The sequence below is a fragment of the Exiguobacterium sp. AT1b genome (assembly GCF_000023045.1).
Classification (GTDB): domain Bacteria; phylum Bacillota; class Bacilli; order Exiguobacteriales; family Exiguobacteriaceae; genus Exiguobacterium.
The window spans coordinates 1,258,752-1,273,120 of sequence record NC_012673.1 but is presented as its reverse complement, the minus strand read 5'-3'; the positions used below and the strand labels follow the sequence as shown (position 1 = coordinate 1,273,120).

The 14,369-nt window shown below is 47.8% G+C and carries 16 protein-coding genes; 14 read left to right on the top strand and 2 right to left on the bottom strand.

Features of this window, described 5'->3' with window-relative positions; translation table 11 throughout:
• Positions 1 to 27 precede the first annotated feature (27 nt).
• Genes EAT1B_RS06440 through EAT1B_RS06430 form a run of 3 tightly spaced genes read left to right on the top strand, consistent with a single transcriptional unit; the run spans position 28 to position 2,759 of the window.
• The gene (locus EAT1B_RS06440) at positions 28 to 801 is read left to right on the top strand and encodes a flagellar hook-basal body protein (protein ID WP_012727343.1); all 774 of its coding nucleotides are present in this window, start codon (positions 28 to 30) and stop codon (positions 799 to 801) included.
• Positions 802 to 812: 11 nt separating this feature from the next.
• On the top strand, positions 813 to 1,595 hold the full coding sequence (locus EAT1B_RS06435) for a flagellar hook-basal body protein (protein ID WP_012727342.1): 783 nt from the start codon (positions 813 to 815) through the stop codon (positions 1,593 to 1,595).
• A gap of 60 nt (positions 1,596 to 1,655) precedes the next feature.
• Complete coding sequence (locus tag EAT1B_RS06430; protein ID WP_012727341.1) at positions 1,656 to 2,759, top strand: glycerate kinase; 1,104 nt, start codon at positions 1,656 to 1,658, stop codon at positions 2,757 to 2,759.
• A gap of 16 nt (positions 2,760 to 2,775) precedes the next feature.
• On the opposite strand, the gene mscL is transcribed toward EAT1B_RS06430, so the two are convergent.
• Positions 2,776 to 3,156, bottom strand: coding sequence for a large conductance mechanosensitive channel protein MscL (mscL, locus tag EAT1B_RS06425; protein WP_012727340.1), 381 nt, complete (start codon positions 3,154 to 3,156; stop codon positions 2,776 to 2,778).
• A gap of 194 nt (positions 3,157 to 3,350) precedes the next feature.
• Here mscL and EAT1B_RS06420 point away from each other — a divergent pair, with 194 nt between their 5' ends.
• The 10 genes from EAT1B_RS06420 to EAT1B_RS06375 all read left to right on the top strand — a co-directional run bounded on the left by EAT1B_RS06420 (position 3,351) and on the right by EAT1B_RS06375 (position 12,057).
• Positions 3,351 to 3,611: a DNA-directed RNA polymerase subunit beta gene (locus tag EAT1B_RS06420; protein ID WP_012727339.1), complete on the top strand. Its 261-nt coding sequence runs from the start codon at positions 3,351 to 3,353 to the stop codon at positions 3,609 to 3,611.
• A 13-nt stretch (positions 3,612 to 3,624) separates the two neighbouring features.
• Positions 3,625 to 4,047 (top strand): 3-hydroxyacyl-ACP dehydratase FabZ, encoded by a 423-nt coding sequence (gene fabZ, locus EAT1B_RS06415; RefSeq protein WP_012727338.1) that lies wholly within the window; start codon positions 3,625 to 3,627, stop codon positions 4,045 to 4,047.
• Between the two features lie 11 nt (positions 4,048 to 4,058).
• The gene (locus tag EAT1B_RS06410) at positions 4,059 to 4,514 is read left to right on the top strand and encodes a hypothetical protein (protein ID WP_012727337.1); all 456 of its coding nucleotides are present in this window, start codon (positions 4,059 to 4,061) and stop codon (positions 4,512 to 4,514) included.
• A gap of 97 nt (positions 4,515 to 4,611) precedes the next feature.
• Positions 4,612 to 6,348 carry a methyl-accepting chemotaxis protein gene (locus EAT1B_RS06405; RefSeq protein WP_012727336.1) on the top strand — a complete coding sequence of 579 codons (1,737 nt, stop codon included), beginning with the start codon at positions 4,612 to 4,614 and terminating at the stop codon, positions 6,346 to 6,348.
• Positions 6,349 to 6,411: 63 nt separating this feature from the next.
• Positions 6,412 to 7,461: a C45 family autoproteolytic acyltransferase/hydolase gene (locus tag EAT1B_RS06400; protein WP_012727335.1), complete on the top strand. Its 1,050-nt coding sequence runs from the start codon at positions 6,412 to 6,414 to the stop codon at positions 7,459 to 7,461.
• Between the two features lie 58 nt (positions 7,462 to 7,519).
• Positions 7,520 to 7,798, top strand: coding sequence for a hypothetical protein (locus EAT1B_RS06395; protein WP_012727334.1), 279 nt, complete (start codon positions 7,520 to 7,522; stop codon positions 7,796 to 7,798).
• A gap of 116 nt (positions 7,799 to 7,914) precedes the next feature.
• Entirely contained in the window at positions 7,915 to 9,453 is a 1,539-nt protein-coding gene (locus EAT1B_RS06390; protein ID WP_012727333.1) for a maltose/glucose-specific PTS transporter subunit IIC, read from the top strand.
• A gap of 23 nt (positions 9,454 to 9,476) precedes the next feature.
• Positions 9,477 to 10,280, top strand: a complete 804-nt coding sequence (locus EAT1B_RS06385) for a MurR/RpiR family transcriptional regulator (protein WP_012727332.1) — start codon at positions 9,477 to 9,479, stop codon at positions 10,278 to 10,280.
• 5 nt (positions 10,281 to 10,285) lie between these two features.
• On the top strand, positions 10,286 to 10,981 hold the full coding sequence (locus EAT1B_RS06380) for an N-acetylmannosamine-6-phosphate 2-epimerase (RefSeq protein WP_012727331.1): 696 nt from the start codon (positions 10,286 to 10,288) through the stop codon (positions 10,979 to 10,981).
• A 137-nt stretch (positions 10,982 to 11,118) separates the two neighbouring features.
• The gene (locus EAT1B_RS06375; RefSeq protein WP_012727330.1) at positions 11,119 to 12,057 is read left to right on the top strand and encodes a sensor domain-containing diguanylate cyclase; all 939 of its coding nucleotides are present in this window, start codon (positions 11,119 to 11,121) and stop codon (positions 12,055 to 12,057) included.
• 108 nt (positions 12,058 to 12,165) lie between these two features.
• Here the strand turns inward: EAT1B_RS06375 and EAT1B_RS06370 are convergent, their stop codons facing one another.
• Positions 12,166 to 12,795, bottom strand: a complete 630-nt coding sequence (locus EAT1B_RS06370; protein ID WP_012727329.1) for a class I SAM-dependent methyltransferase — start codon at positions 12,793 to 12,795, stop codon at positions 12,166 to 12,168.
• Positions 12,796 to 12,859: 64 nt separating this feature from the next.
• Between EAT1B_RS06370 and EAT1B_RS06365 the strand changes: the two genes are divergently transcribed.
• Positions 12,860 to 14,341 carry a cryptochrome/photolyase family protein gene (locus EAT1B_RS06365; protein ID WP_012727328.1) on the top strand — a complete coding sequence of 494 codons (1,482 nt, stop codon included), beginning with the start codon at positions 12,860 to 12,862 and terminating at the stop codon, positions 14,339 to 14,341.
• Positions 14,342 to 14,369 lie beyond the last annotated feature (28 nt).

Genomic DNA, 14,369 nt, shown 5'->3' with positions numbered 1-14,369 from the left:
ATGTTATAGGATGAAAGGAAGACGATTATGCTACGCGGATTATATACAGCAGCGGGAGCGATGAATGCCCTGCAACGCCAACAAGAGATTTTGAGCAACAACCTTGGTAACGTGAGAACACCAGGCTTCAAAGCGTCTGACGGCGTGGTCCGTTCATTCCCTGAGATGTTGCTCGCACAAGTCAGCAATCCGGATAACGCGAAATCGCGCGTGAAGGGAGAAGTAGGTACCCTATCAATGGGTGTCTATCTTCAAGAAACAATGCCCCGTTTCTCAGCTGGAAGTATCACAGAATCCGGTAGCCCGACCGACCTGTATTTAAAGGCACCTACTGATTTTACGGGAGCCCCGATGTTTGCGGTCGAACAAGGCGGCGAGACGTTGTATACGACAAATGGACGCTTCTCTATCGATGAGGCGCTCTTCCTTCGTTCTGCGGACGGCGGATATATCCTTTCTGATGAAGGGGAACGAATCCAACTGCCATCGAGCGAGTTTCAAGTAGGGAAAGATGGTGTCATCACATCGCTTGGACAAAACGTGGCGACTCTTGGTGCCTATCAAATCGATGACTTGACGACTCTTGAACAAGTCGGCAATGACTGGCGTGTGACGGGTGATGCCCCGGCGCCGGCCCAGGTCGAAGTACTACAAGGCTTTATTGAAGAAGCGAACGTCAACCTCGACCAGACGATGGCAGACTTGATGATGACGTATCGTCAGTTTGAGGCGAATCAAAAGGTCGTCCAAGCGTATGATAAAAGTGCCGAGCGGGCAATCGAAATCGCTCGTATTCGTTAAGGAGGAACACCATGCAGTCCATTTATAACTCGGTCAACTCTCTGTCTCAACTCCAGCGTCAATTAGATGTGACAGGGCACAATATCGCAAACGTCGATACGGTCGGCTTTAAGCGTCAACAGGGGCATTTTGCTTCGCTATTGTCGCAGGCGTATAACAACCAACCGCGTCCTGAATTCGAAGTCGGTCGAGACACACCGAACGGGATTCGGATTGGAGTCGGAGGACATGTCGCCGATATTACACAGCAGTTCAATATCGGACAAGTACGTACGACAGATCGTGGATTGGACGTCTTTTTAAAGGCGAGCCGTCAATTTTTTGTCGTGGACACGCCGAACGGTGTCGGGGTGACTCGAAGTGGAAACATGCAATTGTCAGTCGGTGACGAGACGACGCTCGTTGATGTGAACGGGAATCCGCTTCTTGGAGATGACGGTAATCCAATCACGATGCCGAACGATGCGACGAATCAGCGCATTCGTCAAGATGGTGTGGTCGTTGCGAGTGTGAATGGCGTTGAACAAGAATTCGGACGTCTCGACATCGTAGAAGTCCGCAATACGTCGGAATTACGTCCGCTCGGAGATAACGTGTTCGCAGCGGATTTGGAGACCGAAGTCGATCGTCCGCTCGGAAATCTATTGATTGAAGGGACACTCGAGTCATCGAACGTTGATTTGACGAAAGAGATGACTGATATGACAATCACACAACGAGCATATCAAATGAACTCAAGGGCGATGTCGATGAGCGATCAGATGATGGGGCTTGTCACGGCGTTACGTCCATAATGCCTACCGCTTCTCGAGCCGAGAAGCGGTTTTTTTATAGACAAAGGGGGAGAAGCATCAATGCGGATTGTAGTCGCGATGGATTCATTCAAAGGCTCACTTTCGAGTATGGAAGCAAATCAAGCGGTCCTTCGTGCGCTTGAAGGACATGAGGTCACCATCATACCGATCTCTGACGGAGGAGAAGGTTTTTTGGATGCTTGGATTGCGACACATTCGGAAGGGACCATTATAGAAGAAAACGTCATGTGCTTGGATGGAATACAGCGCGTTGCGCGTTTTGGTTTCGAGCCGTCAACGAGGCACGCGGTAATCGAAGTGGCGGAAACAGCAGGATTGACACTCCTCGCTCATGTCGATCCGTGGCGCTACAGTTCAGTCGGAGTCGGTCAACAGATCGTTCAAGCGCTAGATTGTGGAGCGAAGATCATCACCGTCGGGCTCGGAGGGAGCGGGACGATGGATGGGGGAAAAGGATTGCTTGAGGCGTTGGGTGTTCGTTTTCTCGATGCGAACGGTGCTGTGTTATCGACCATCCCCCATCGACTAGAAGAAGTGGCATCAATTGATTGGTCCGGTCTTCATCCGCGTGCGCGCGAGGTCGTATGGAGAATGTCTTCCGATGTACAGAACCCATTGATTGGTGAAAGTGGAGCAGCCTATGTGTTCGGCCCCCAGAAAGGATTGGCGGCAGATGTAGTGAAGCGATATGACCGGATCCTCAATCACTACGCGAACTGTTTTGAAGTGGATAGAAGAGCACTTCCTGGAGCAGGGGCGGCTGGCGGCATCGGCTTTGCGCTATTGCAGCTTGGTGCAATCTACGTGAGTGGCATCGAAGAAGTGGTCAGTTGGTCTAAGCTCGAAGAACAGTTAGAAAAAGCAGATTGGCTGATTACAGGAGAGGGTAAATTTGACGCGCAAAGCTTTGAGGGAAAGGCACCGTATGGGTTGGCACGCCTTGCGAATACGCATGGAGTCCCGACCCTCGTCTTCACCGGACAGTCCGATTACACATCGCATATGGAGTCCGGCATCGTCGCCATTTTTCCGATTGTGTCTCGGATCATGACGTTAGAAGAAGCGATTTGGGAAGCAGCTCGGTTGCTGACGAATGCGGTCCAACGCGTGCGTCACCTCATTGAAAAGGCGCCACGACAGTAGTCGGGCGCCTTCGCATTCATAAAGAACGATCTTTTAGCAGATCACGAATCTCTGTCAACAGTTGCTCTTCTTTCGTTGGGGTCGGAATAGCAGCTTCTTCGACTTCTTTCTCGCGTTGTAGACGATTGATGACTTTCACAATCAAGAAGAGGGCGATGGCAATCAAGAAGAAGGATACAATCTGTTGTATGAAATTGCCGTATAAAACGTCAACGCCTAAGATACTCGCTTTTAAGCTTGAAAAATCGATTCCTCCGATAATGATTCCGAGAAGCGGCATAAAGATATCGTTGACGAGTGAATTCACGATAGCCGTGAAGGCCGCGCCGAGTACGACGGCGACGGCTAAGTCGATGACATTCCCACGCATCGCGAATTTTTTAAATTCTTTCCACATAAACAAACCTCCTGACGTTGAATAGTTTAAGCGTAGCATATTTGAAGGAAAAGAAATAAATCGTTCGACTTCTATCAGGGAAGGATGCTTGTTCGACTTTTCTGCATAGGGTACACTAAAAAGGTAGCAATTTACGCATTTTAATACCAGGTACTAATATGATATAATTATTTTAGCTGAAAGGATGGTTGGACGTGGCGAACGATGAACAGACGAGTTCGGAAGAACAAAAAGGTTCACCAGAACAAGAGACGAAGCAGAAGAAGCGAACACGATTGTCGAATCATCGTCGATTCCCGATCTTACTGCGTGTGCTCGTTGTTTTAGTGTTGGCAATCGCGATGCTCGCCCTCGGAGCGGTCATTGGATATAGCGTCATTGGCGGAGGCGATTGGAAAGATGTGTTTGACATCGAGACCTGGCGCCATATCACCGATTTTTGGCTAACCTCTTAAAGGCGGTGGATGGATGTATACAATTGAGCAAATCAAAGAAGTAATCCCACACAGATACCCGTTTCTGTTAATTGATCGAATTATTGAAGTCGAGGAAAAGAAGCGTGCTGTTGGATTAAAAAATGTCACGGCGAATGAAGAGTTCTTTAACGGGCATTTCCCAGACTATAATGTCATGCCAGGTGTCTTGATTGTTGAAGCACTCGCACAAGTCGGTGCTTTTGCAATGTTGAAAGACGAATCGAATCGAGGCAAGCTTGCCTTTTTTGCAGGGATTGACAACTGCCGTTTCAAACGCCAAGTCGTCCCGGGTGATCAACTTCGTCTCGAGGTAGAAATCATGAAAATTCGTGGACCAATCGGTAAAGGACATGCCGTGGCCACGGTCGACGGAGAAGTTGCTTGTGAAGCAGAACTCACTTTCGCCTTGAAGTAAGGAGAAATGGGATGCGTGCTTTAGTCATTGTATTATTAGTTGGCTTGATGACGATTGTGGGTTGTCAGCAGCTCCAGACAGAAGAGTCGAGTGAAGAGAATGTCGTTTACGAGCAAAATGTGGATGAAACGATGATTGATAAACGTGCAGGACAGTCCGATGCAATCGCCGTTTCTCTTGAACGAACGAATAACACGACGATGCTCTTCACGATTCGAATGCTCGAAAATCGTCGTCTTGATCCGACGACGGTCATGAGTTATGAGGTCGAAGGCGAACGCGTTGCGATTCCATTTGGTGAACTGATTGCAGAACGTGAAGAAGATATTCGGACGTATGAGTATCAGACAGACGTGGACCCGGATCTGTTCGTATCAGAGACACTTCCACTCTTCCATCTCGTTGAAGAAGGTGAATCGGAAGTCACGATACCACTCGAAGTCATTAATTCGACAAATGGTGAATAAGAAACAGGCGATGTTGTCGAAAATCGCCTGTTTTTTTGTGGAGATAAATCTATTCTATCCGATAAAAAGAGTAAGGAGAGAATGGAGGAATTTTGAGATGAAACAAAAATCAGAGTCGTTACAGACGCGCATTCTAGCATCAATGTTAGTCTTCGTCACGTTGCTCATCATTTTGTTTGGAGTAGTGCAATACTTCAGTACGAAGCATTCCGTACTCAGTACGTTACATGCGACGTTAATTGAAGATGGTGAACGGATTAGTGAATCTTTGGATGTCGATGCCTATGCATCCTTCGTAGCGAATCCGTCAAAAAATGAGCAGTATGAGCAGTTTCGTGAATACTTAGATGCATATCGTCAGCAAATTGGAGCGATGTATGTATACACGATCGCCACAGAGGGCGAGGAAGTTCGAATGATCGTGGACGGATTGAGCGAAGCGGATGCTGCGGAGGTTGGTTCTCCGACTACAGCGATGACGTATGAAGGAGCAACGCCCGCATTCCAAGGTGAGACCGTCGCAACCGATGTCATCGATGATCCGGAGTACGGGAAGTATGTGACGGTGCTTGTCCCGATTAAACAAGGGAACGAGGTAGTTGGGGTACTCGGAATTGATAAAGCTGCTACTGAGGTCTCCGCGATTACAGGAGATGTCTTAAAAGAGAGTTTAGTTCCAATCTTAATCGGTTTACTCGTGCTCCTTGTCGTTTCGGGAATCATCATCTGGCGTTATCTTGGCTGGAAATTGCGTCCGCTCCAAGCATTAGAGCGTGTGGCCACATCCATTGCTGAAGGTGATTTGGCGACAGCAACGACTGCGGTTGAGGGTATTAAGTTAAAATCTAATGACGAAATCAAACGTCTGACGGTGTCGATGGATAAGATGACACACATGTTGAAAGATTTGATTTCCGGCATTCAAACGTCGGCACAGACGGTACGGGATGAGAGTGGCAACGTTTCAGGTATCTCAGAAGAGGTAAATGATGCCTCTCGCCAAATTGCCTATACGATGGAAGAGATTGCGAGCGGTGTCGAGAATCAAAGTGTCTTGACGATGCGTCTTTACGGACATATGAATGAATTTTCGACGCTTGTCGAGCAAACGACATCGGACGGTGAACAAGTGAGTGAGCAGGCGGAAGTCGTCAGTCGGGTGACGATGGATGGTCTACGTTACATGGAGAGTGCCGTCGACCAAATGACTCACATTCATGCGCAAGTAAAAACATCACAAGGACAAGTCCGCGACTTTGAACAACAAGCGGACGAGGTGACAGAACTGGTCACGATGATTCGTCAAATTTCACAACAGACAAACTTGCTTGCACTCAATGCAGCGATTGAAGCGGCTCGGGCCGGTGAACACGGAAAAGGGTTTGCCGTCGTCGCCTCGGAGATTCGGAAACTTTCGGATAGTGTCGCTGAGTCTGTCAGTGAAATTTCGGAAATCGTCGGAAGCGTCAAACAAAACTCGATTGCGCTCGGTCAAACCTTTACAGAGAGCATGACGGCTGCAGAGGAAGGGAAAGCGACACTTGAATCGACGAAGCGTGCGTTCACTGAAATCGAACAGAGCGTTCGTCACATGCAACAATTGACGAGTTCGATGCGTGGCCAACTCGATCGAGTGAAGACGAACCAGGACCACATTCAACATGGACTGTCTGAAATTGCTTCGATTTCAGAAGAAAGTACGGCCGGAAATGAGGAAGTGGCTGCTTCGACGGAACAGATGTCGGCGACGAGTGAGACGATGAATCGTCTCGTAAAAGATTTGTCGAGCACGGCAGAGGACATGCAACGAATGAGTCAACAGTTCAAGTTATAAACAGTCTCACTTCAGACAGACCTCTCGTGCGTCCGCTATAATGGGCGCAAGGGAGGTTTTTTCATGCAACAATTCTCTAGTGAACTGACACAGTTTCGGGGAAGTCATTATGACTTCGGACGATTTCAAGGAAAATATATTAAGCGCAGTCAATTGCTCGAAAATCGGACAGATCAGTGGAAACTACGCGTTCCGCGATTTGAGATTGATGCCACTGAGGCAAAGGCTGCCTTCATTGAATTTGCTCCAAAGATTTGGGAAGAGTTGATTGGGTTACAAGATGAGCTGAAGCTGTCGCTCAATGACACGTTACTTCATTTCGGACATTTTCGAGTCAACAATCCAATCAGCGGCTGTTCGATTTTGACGGGGGATAACTTTCTCGTTCGAAATTACGATTATCACCCGATGACGTATGATGGTCGATACAACGTCTTTCAACCGGATGACGGGTATGCGGTCATCGGACCGGTCTCTCGTGTCACCGGACGTATGGACGGAATGAATGAAAAAGGACTTGCCATGGGCTACAATTTCATCAATCGTCGTCGACCCGGGGACGGGTTTGTCTGTCAAATGATTGGACGAATCATTCTAGAAACATGTGCGACGGTGGAAGAAGCAGTCGATTTATTAAAAGAGATTCCGCATCGTGGGTCATTCACATACGTCGTCCATGACAAATCATCGAAAACACGTGTAATCGAGGCGACGCCTCGAGACATCAAAGTACGGGAATCGAATATCTGTACAAACCATTTTGAACTACTGCAGCACGAGAATCGCTATCATCTTGATGATTCGACTCGTCGCATGATGGAAATCAAAGTCGTGCAACACTTGATTCAAGATGCGGAGAGCGCATTCCGTCTCATGAACGACACCGACAAGGGCGTCTTTTCAGAATTGTACAAGAGTTGGGCGGGAACGATTCATACGGCTGCTTATTTCCCTGAAACGCTCGAGACCTGGTTTGCGCTCGGTGGAGACCGTGACCCGGTCATCTTCGACTTCCAAAAATGGCTCGATGGGGAAGATTTCGATCTTCATGCACTTGACGGTGAATTGGCGACAGATATCGAGTTTGCGAATACGGTTCAACTTTGGCGCTGACGTTTGTCAGTGCTTTTTTTAGGAGAAACGGGAATACCCATTATAGGAGGGATGAAAGATGAAACGATTTGGAATCATACTCATCATGCTGACACTTGTTACACTACTCGGAGGTTGTGTTCCGGGTGACGGGACGTACACGACGGATCCGGCAGGTTTTTTCTGGGGTATTTGGCACGGATGGATTGCACCGATCTCACTCATTTTAGGATTATTCAATGATACGTATCGTGTGTATGAAGTGAACAATACCGGCTGGTTCTATGATTTAGGATTTTACATCGCTGTCATCAGTGGATTTGGTGGATTGACGTTGACGCGGAAAAGTCGAGGGTAATCTGGAGTGACCAAACGAGGTCACTCTTTTTAAAATCTTTTTTACCGTAAACGCTTGCATAAAAATATTTTTCATATTATGATTCAGGTGAAAATGATTTTAAGGAGGATTTATTCATGTCACGTCTCTTTGAACGAGCGCAACAATTCGGGAAATCGTTCATGTTGCCGATTGCTGTCTTACCGGCCGCTGGACTACTGTTAGGAATTGGGGGCGCCTTGTCTAACCCGAATACGGTGCAAGCGTACCCGTTCCTCGACATCGACTGGTTGCAACATCTATTCACCATTATGGCGGCTGCCGGTTCAATCGTATTCGCGAACTTGGCTGTGTTGTTTGCCATCGGTGTCGCTGTCGGACTCGCGAAGTCTGATAAAGGAACGGCCGGATTGGCGGCGATGCTTGGGTATTTGATTATGAATGCGACCATCAACGCAATGCTTCAGATTACTGGAGAGTTGATGGAAACGAACTTAGCGAGTGCCGGTCAAGGGATGGCGCTCGGAATTCAAACGCTTGAAACTGGTGTGTTCGGTGGGATCTTGATTGGGATTGTCACGGCGCTCTTGCATAACCGCTACAACAAGCAAGTGCTTCCACAGTTCCTCGGGTTCTTCAGCGGATCACGTTTTGTCCCAATCATCACGTCATTCGTTGCGATTGGTGTAGGGATTGGGCTCTACTTCATCTGGCCGACGGTGCAGAACGGGATTTTCTCGTTAGGTGGTCTCGTTGAAAAAACAGGATATATCGGAACATTCATTTATGGGTTCGTCCTTCGGATGCTTGGACCATTTGGGTTGCACCATATCTTCTACATTCCGTTTTGGACCACTGGGCTCGGGGGCTCGATGGTCATTGACGGATCATTGATCGAAGGAACGCAAAAGATTTTCTTCGCGCAGTTGGCTGACCCGAATACGACACAATTCTATGAAGGAACAGCACGATTTATGTCGGGTCGATTCATCACGATGATGTTTGGTCTTCTCGGTGCGGCGCTTGCCATGTATCACTGTGCAAAGCCGGAGCAAAAGAAAGTCGTGTTCGGTCTCTTGTTCTCGGCAGCACTCACCTCATTCTTGACGGGAATCACAGAGCCACTCGAATTCGCATTTTTGTTTGTCGCGCCGGTCCTCTATCTAGTACATGCTATCTTTGATGGACTTGCTTTTATGATGGCTCACATCTTTGAGATTACGATTGGTCAAACATTCTCTGGTGGGTTCATTGATTTTATCTTATTCGGGGTCTTACAAGGGAATGACAAGACGAACTGGATGCTCGTACCGGTCATCGGTGCCTTCTGGTTCTTGCTCTACTACGTAACGTTCCGTTTCCTCATCACAAAGTTCAATTTCATGACACCTGGACGATCGGATGAGACAGTGAAAACAGCAGACGTTGCGGCGTCGGATCGTACGTCAGCCATCATTGCGGCACTAGGTGGCGACGACAATATTGAGACGGTCGACTGCTGCGCGACACGCCTCCGCGTCACCGTCAACGACAATCAACATGTCCGTGAAGACTTGTTGAAAGAGACGGGCGCTCACGGGGTGGTTCAAAAAGGGAATGGAATTCAAGTAATCTACGGTCCTTCTGTTACAATTATTAAGAATGAAGTCCAAGAGGCGTTAGGCCGGGGCGAATAACGAATGTGTTGGAGGGAAGAACCGTGTGGGAGCAAATAAAACACGTGTATTCAGAAATGACGGGCAGTGAGAAAAAGATTGCGGATTATCTGATGGCGAACATGAATGAGGCAATCGAAATGAACATTACCGATTTAGCAAATGCGATTGCGACTTCACCAGGGACAATCACGCGGTTTTGCAAAAAAATCGGAGTGGGAAGTTATAGTTCACTGAAGCTCATGATGCAAAAGACGTTGACGGAAACGAATTTGCCCCAAACGACTTCGCTCGAACCGATGCAGCGGTCATACATTGAATTGATTCAGACGACCGCTCATTTAATTGATCAGGATGAACTACTTGCGATTTGTAAAGAGATTACATCGAGCCGATCCGTTCACTTATACGGATTAGGCAACGCCGGACTAGTGGCACAGGAAATGGAATACAGATTGAGACGGATGGGATTGTTGGCGACTACCGCTTTCGACAGTCACAGCATGGTCATGGACGCATCGATTGTCACGTCAGAAGACGTAGTCATTGCCTTTTCGAATAGTGGAGAAAGTCGAGAAGTCGTCCAGGCGATGCAACTCGCGAAAGAGTCGGGGTGTACGACAGTTGCATTCGTCGGTTATCAACATTCACCACTTGCTGAACTTGTCGACTATCGGTTGTTGACTGCCGGTGCCTCCGGCGAGGCATTCTTGATTAATACACAACTCCCACTTCTCTTCACAGCCGATGCGGTGACGAAGACATTGATGGAGACGAATGAAGCATTAAAAGCGCATTATCTACAAACACTTAAAGCACTTGATCGTTTAAAAGAAAGAAGTGAATAACTATTATGATAACGTTACCGACTGGATTGATTGTTTCGTGCCAGGCTTTAGAAGGTGAACCGCTCCATAGTGAATTCATTATGGGACGGATGGCTATTGCGGCCGTTCAAGGTGGCGCCAAAGGAATTCGAGCCAATTCAGCGAGGGATATTCAAGAGATAAAAAAACACGTGACTGTTCCGATTATTGGTATCGTCAAACGTGACTATGAAGATAGTGACGTGTTCATCACAGCGACCATGAAAGAGATTGAGGAATTGATGGAAGTCGGTGTGGACGCCATCGCGCTCGACGCGACAAAGCGTCCTCGTCCGGGAAACCTGTCACTCCAAGAACTGGTTCACGCTATCCGCTCGATTTATCCGAATCAATTGTTGATGGCTGATTGCGCGACCCTCGAGGACTGCATTGAGGCGGATCGCCTTGGTTTCGACTATATCTCGACAACTTTGCACGGATATACAGACGAAACGAAAGGATCTCTTCTCTACCATGATGATTTCAAGTTTTTAAAAGATGTGTTAGATCACGTGACACAGCCGGTCGTGGCCGAGGGGAATATTTTGACACCTGAGATGGCAAAGCGTTGTATGGATTTAGGAACGCACGCGGTCGTTGTAGGGGGAGCCATCACCCGTCCGCATCAAATCACGGCACGATTCGATGCAGCGCTCACTTCGAGTGTGAAGAGTCCGCTGTAAGAATGAATCAATCAGGACGCTATTCAATACCTCACGACGCGATGAACGTCGTGAGGTATTTTTTATATATCGGTACAGGGAAAGACCAAACTGTTCGATATAATGAGTGTGGATGATTTTTAGCGTGGAGGTACCATATGCACTCATATGAGTTTCAAATGTATCGGAATTTCGATGAGCTAGCGATTGACTTGATTGAGTTAGCAAAAGAAATAGTACCAGATAAACTAGTCTATCTCACGTCAATTGAGAATGACACCCAACATATACTCAAACTGTCCTCACAAGATTCTCCTATCCTACTTGAAGAAGGCATGTCCTTTGATTTGAAGGATACGGTATGTAATCGAATCGATTTCAATCAACGAGAAGTTTTGATGTATGAAGACATTGAGTCGCAGATTGAATCGACGCGACTTCAGTCATTACTGCGCGAAGTGAACATCAAGTCGTATTTGGGAATCCCGATTCTGACGAAGAACGGGGATATTTTCGGTACGCTCTGTGTCGCCAATCATAAAAGCGCCCAGTACGATTCAAAAAGTGTCCGCTTGTTGAAGCGCGTGGTTCGTATGTTCAGTTACTATTTAGAACTCGAACGTCGTGCCTCACGGGACGAGTTGACGAATCTTTATAATCGACATTACTTGTCTAACTATTTTGAGACGAATCCGAATCAAGGTGGGGCACTGTTTTTAATTGATTTAGATGGGTTCAAATGGGTGAATGACACATTCGGTCATGATGAAGGGGACCTTGTCCTAAAAGAAGTGGCGCTTCGTCTGAGACGTTTGATGGAGCCGATACCTGATTCGAGAGTGTATCGTTTAGGTGGGGATGAATTTCTTATAAAAATCGCAGATGCGTTATCCAAAGAGACTGTCATTGGGTATGCTGAACAAATCTTGTCTGTATTGAAAGAATGGGACGACCATCTCCCGTTATCAACGAGCATCGGCATCGCTCAATATGATTCCGACGAACAGGCGGACCTCGGTCGATTGTTGAAAGAGGCAGACATTGCACTGTATCAATCTAAATCGAGCGGGAAAAACACGTACAAGTTTTATAAATAACGTCAGAAGGCTAAACCGATGGATTACGATTGGTTTAGCCTTCTGTTTTCGCATTCAGCACCAACGAACCGATTGGCGTGAAAGGATCGAATGAAAAACGGGTAGTGATTAAGAGTTCGGTTTGCATCCCATAACGGCGACCGTATGATAATCACGGGAGTCCGGTCCACGTTGTACCGATACGTCCTTGAATCCGAGGTTCACCGCTGCGGGGATAAATTGATTCCGAATCATATCGGAGATGTCGTTCCATTCGACATCACCTTTCCCGTCACAGTAGGTGATGACAAATGTGCCATTCGGTTTCAAGACGCGTTCGATTTCAGACAGAACGGTCGTGACATCTCTCCAGAAATATAGTGTGTGAACGCTGAACACGTGATTGACGGATGCGTCCATCATCTCAAATTGATGCAAATCTCCTTGAATCAACTTTGCCCGTTTTGTTTGCATCGAATCATGATTACGCTGTCGTGCTGAATCGAGAATCGTCTTCGAACGGTCGAGACCCATGACATGTACGTCAGGATGTCGTTGAAGGATGGTCGCCATCGCATCGCCGGCCCCGCACCCGAGCTCTAGAACGGTTGTACCGGGTTGAATGTCTAACTGTTCAATCGTCCATTCGACTTCGATCCGGTGTTGGCGTACCATCTTTTCCCCGATATATTTCCCAACGGAGCCGCGTGGATTTTCATACTGACTGTCCACCCAGTTTTTGAACACTTGTGGGAGCATACTGTCACCTCACTTTGAAAGTAGCTCGATTGTAGCATATTGATGAGACAAAGGAGTCAACAACATGCGTTCATTTTGGATACTCGGCAACCAACTCTCGCACGAGCTTGCGATGTTGAAGGATATAAAAGAAGATGACGTCATCGTCATGATTGAGGCGACGTCGCGCGCGACGTGGCGTCCGTACCATAAACAAAAGCTCGTCCTCATCTTCTCTGCGATGAGACACTTTGCGGAAGAATTGCGCGATAAAGGATATACCGTGGATTATCACGAGGCGGATTCGTTCCAAGAGGCATGGGACAACCATGTGAAACAGTACAGTCCGGATGAAATTCATGTCACCGCCGTCACGGACGAACCGATGGCGAAAAAACTGAAACAATTCGGGAAGAAGCTTAAACTGGTCGAACATACGGATGTTCCGCTCTTCTACTTATCAAAAGAGGAAGCGACCGAGACGCTCGGGAATGAGCCGTGGCGAATGGATCGTTTTTATCGTCACATGCGGAAGCGATTCGATGTCTTGCTCGAAGAGGGGAAGCCACGTGGTGGGAAATGGTCGTTTGATGAGGATAACCGAAAACCGCCGAAAGAAGGACTATCGTTTCCATCGGCCGTTCATTTTCGTCCGGATTCAATCACGAAAGACGTTATCGAAAAAGTCGAGTCGACGTTCTCGGAACATCCGGGGGAGGTGACCCCGTTCCATTGGCCGGTCACACATACCGAGGCGAGACGGGCACTGAATCGGTTCGTGAAAGAGCGGCTCGAGACGTTCGGTCCGTATCAAGATGCGATGATGACGGATGAACCGGAGATGTCGCACAGTCTATTGTCGGCTGCCATCAATATCGGTCTACTGACACCGCGAGAAGTCGTTGATGCGGCATGTCAGGCGGATGCACCGCTATCGTCGATTGAAGGATTCGTCCGGCAAATCCTCGGTTGGCGGGAATACATGCGCGCCGTCTATCTTTCTGTCATGCCCGGTTATGAAGACGTGAACACGTTCAAGCATGAACGCGACTTACCGTCCTTCTTCTGGGATGCGAAGACGAATTTGAACTGTCTGCATCAAAGTTTGAAACCGGTCGTCGCGCATGCCCACAATCATCATATCCAGCGACTGATGGTGCTCGGAAATTATGCGACATTGTTCGAGATTTCACCGCAACAGACGAGCGACTGGTTCAACGAGATGTATATCGATGCCTATGACTGGGTCGTCTTACCGAACGTTCTCGGGATGGCCCTTCATGCGGACGGTGGAAAGCTCGCCACGAAACCGTATGTCGCTTCCGGAAAATATATCGACCGGATGAGTGACTACTGTCGGGATTGCCCATACAACCCGAAACATACGACAGAAGACGACGCCTGTCCGTTCAACGCCCTCTATTGGCGGTTCATCGACCGTCACGAGGAACGATTCTCGAAAAACCAGCGGATGAAGATGATGGTCCGCAATTGGCAAGGACGGGACGATGAGGTGAAAGCCGACATCTTAGCGAAAGCCGAACAGACATTGACCGATTCCCCGTGAATCGGTTTTTTTACGTTCTCTTCATGAA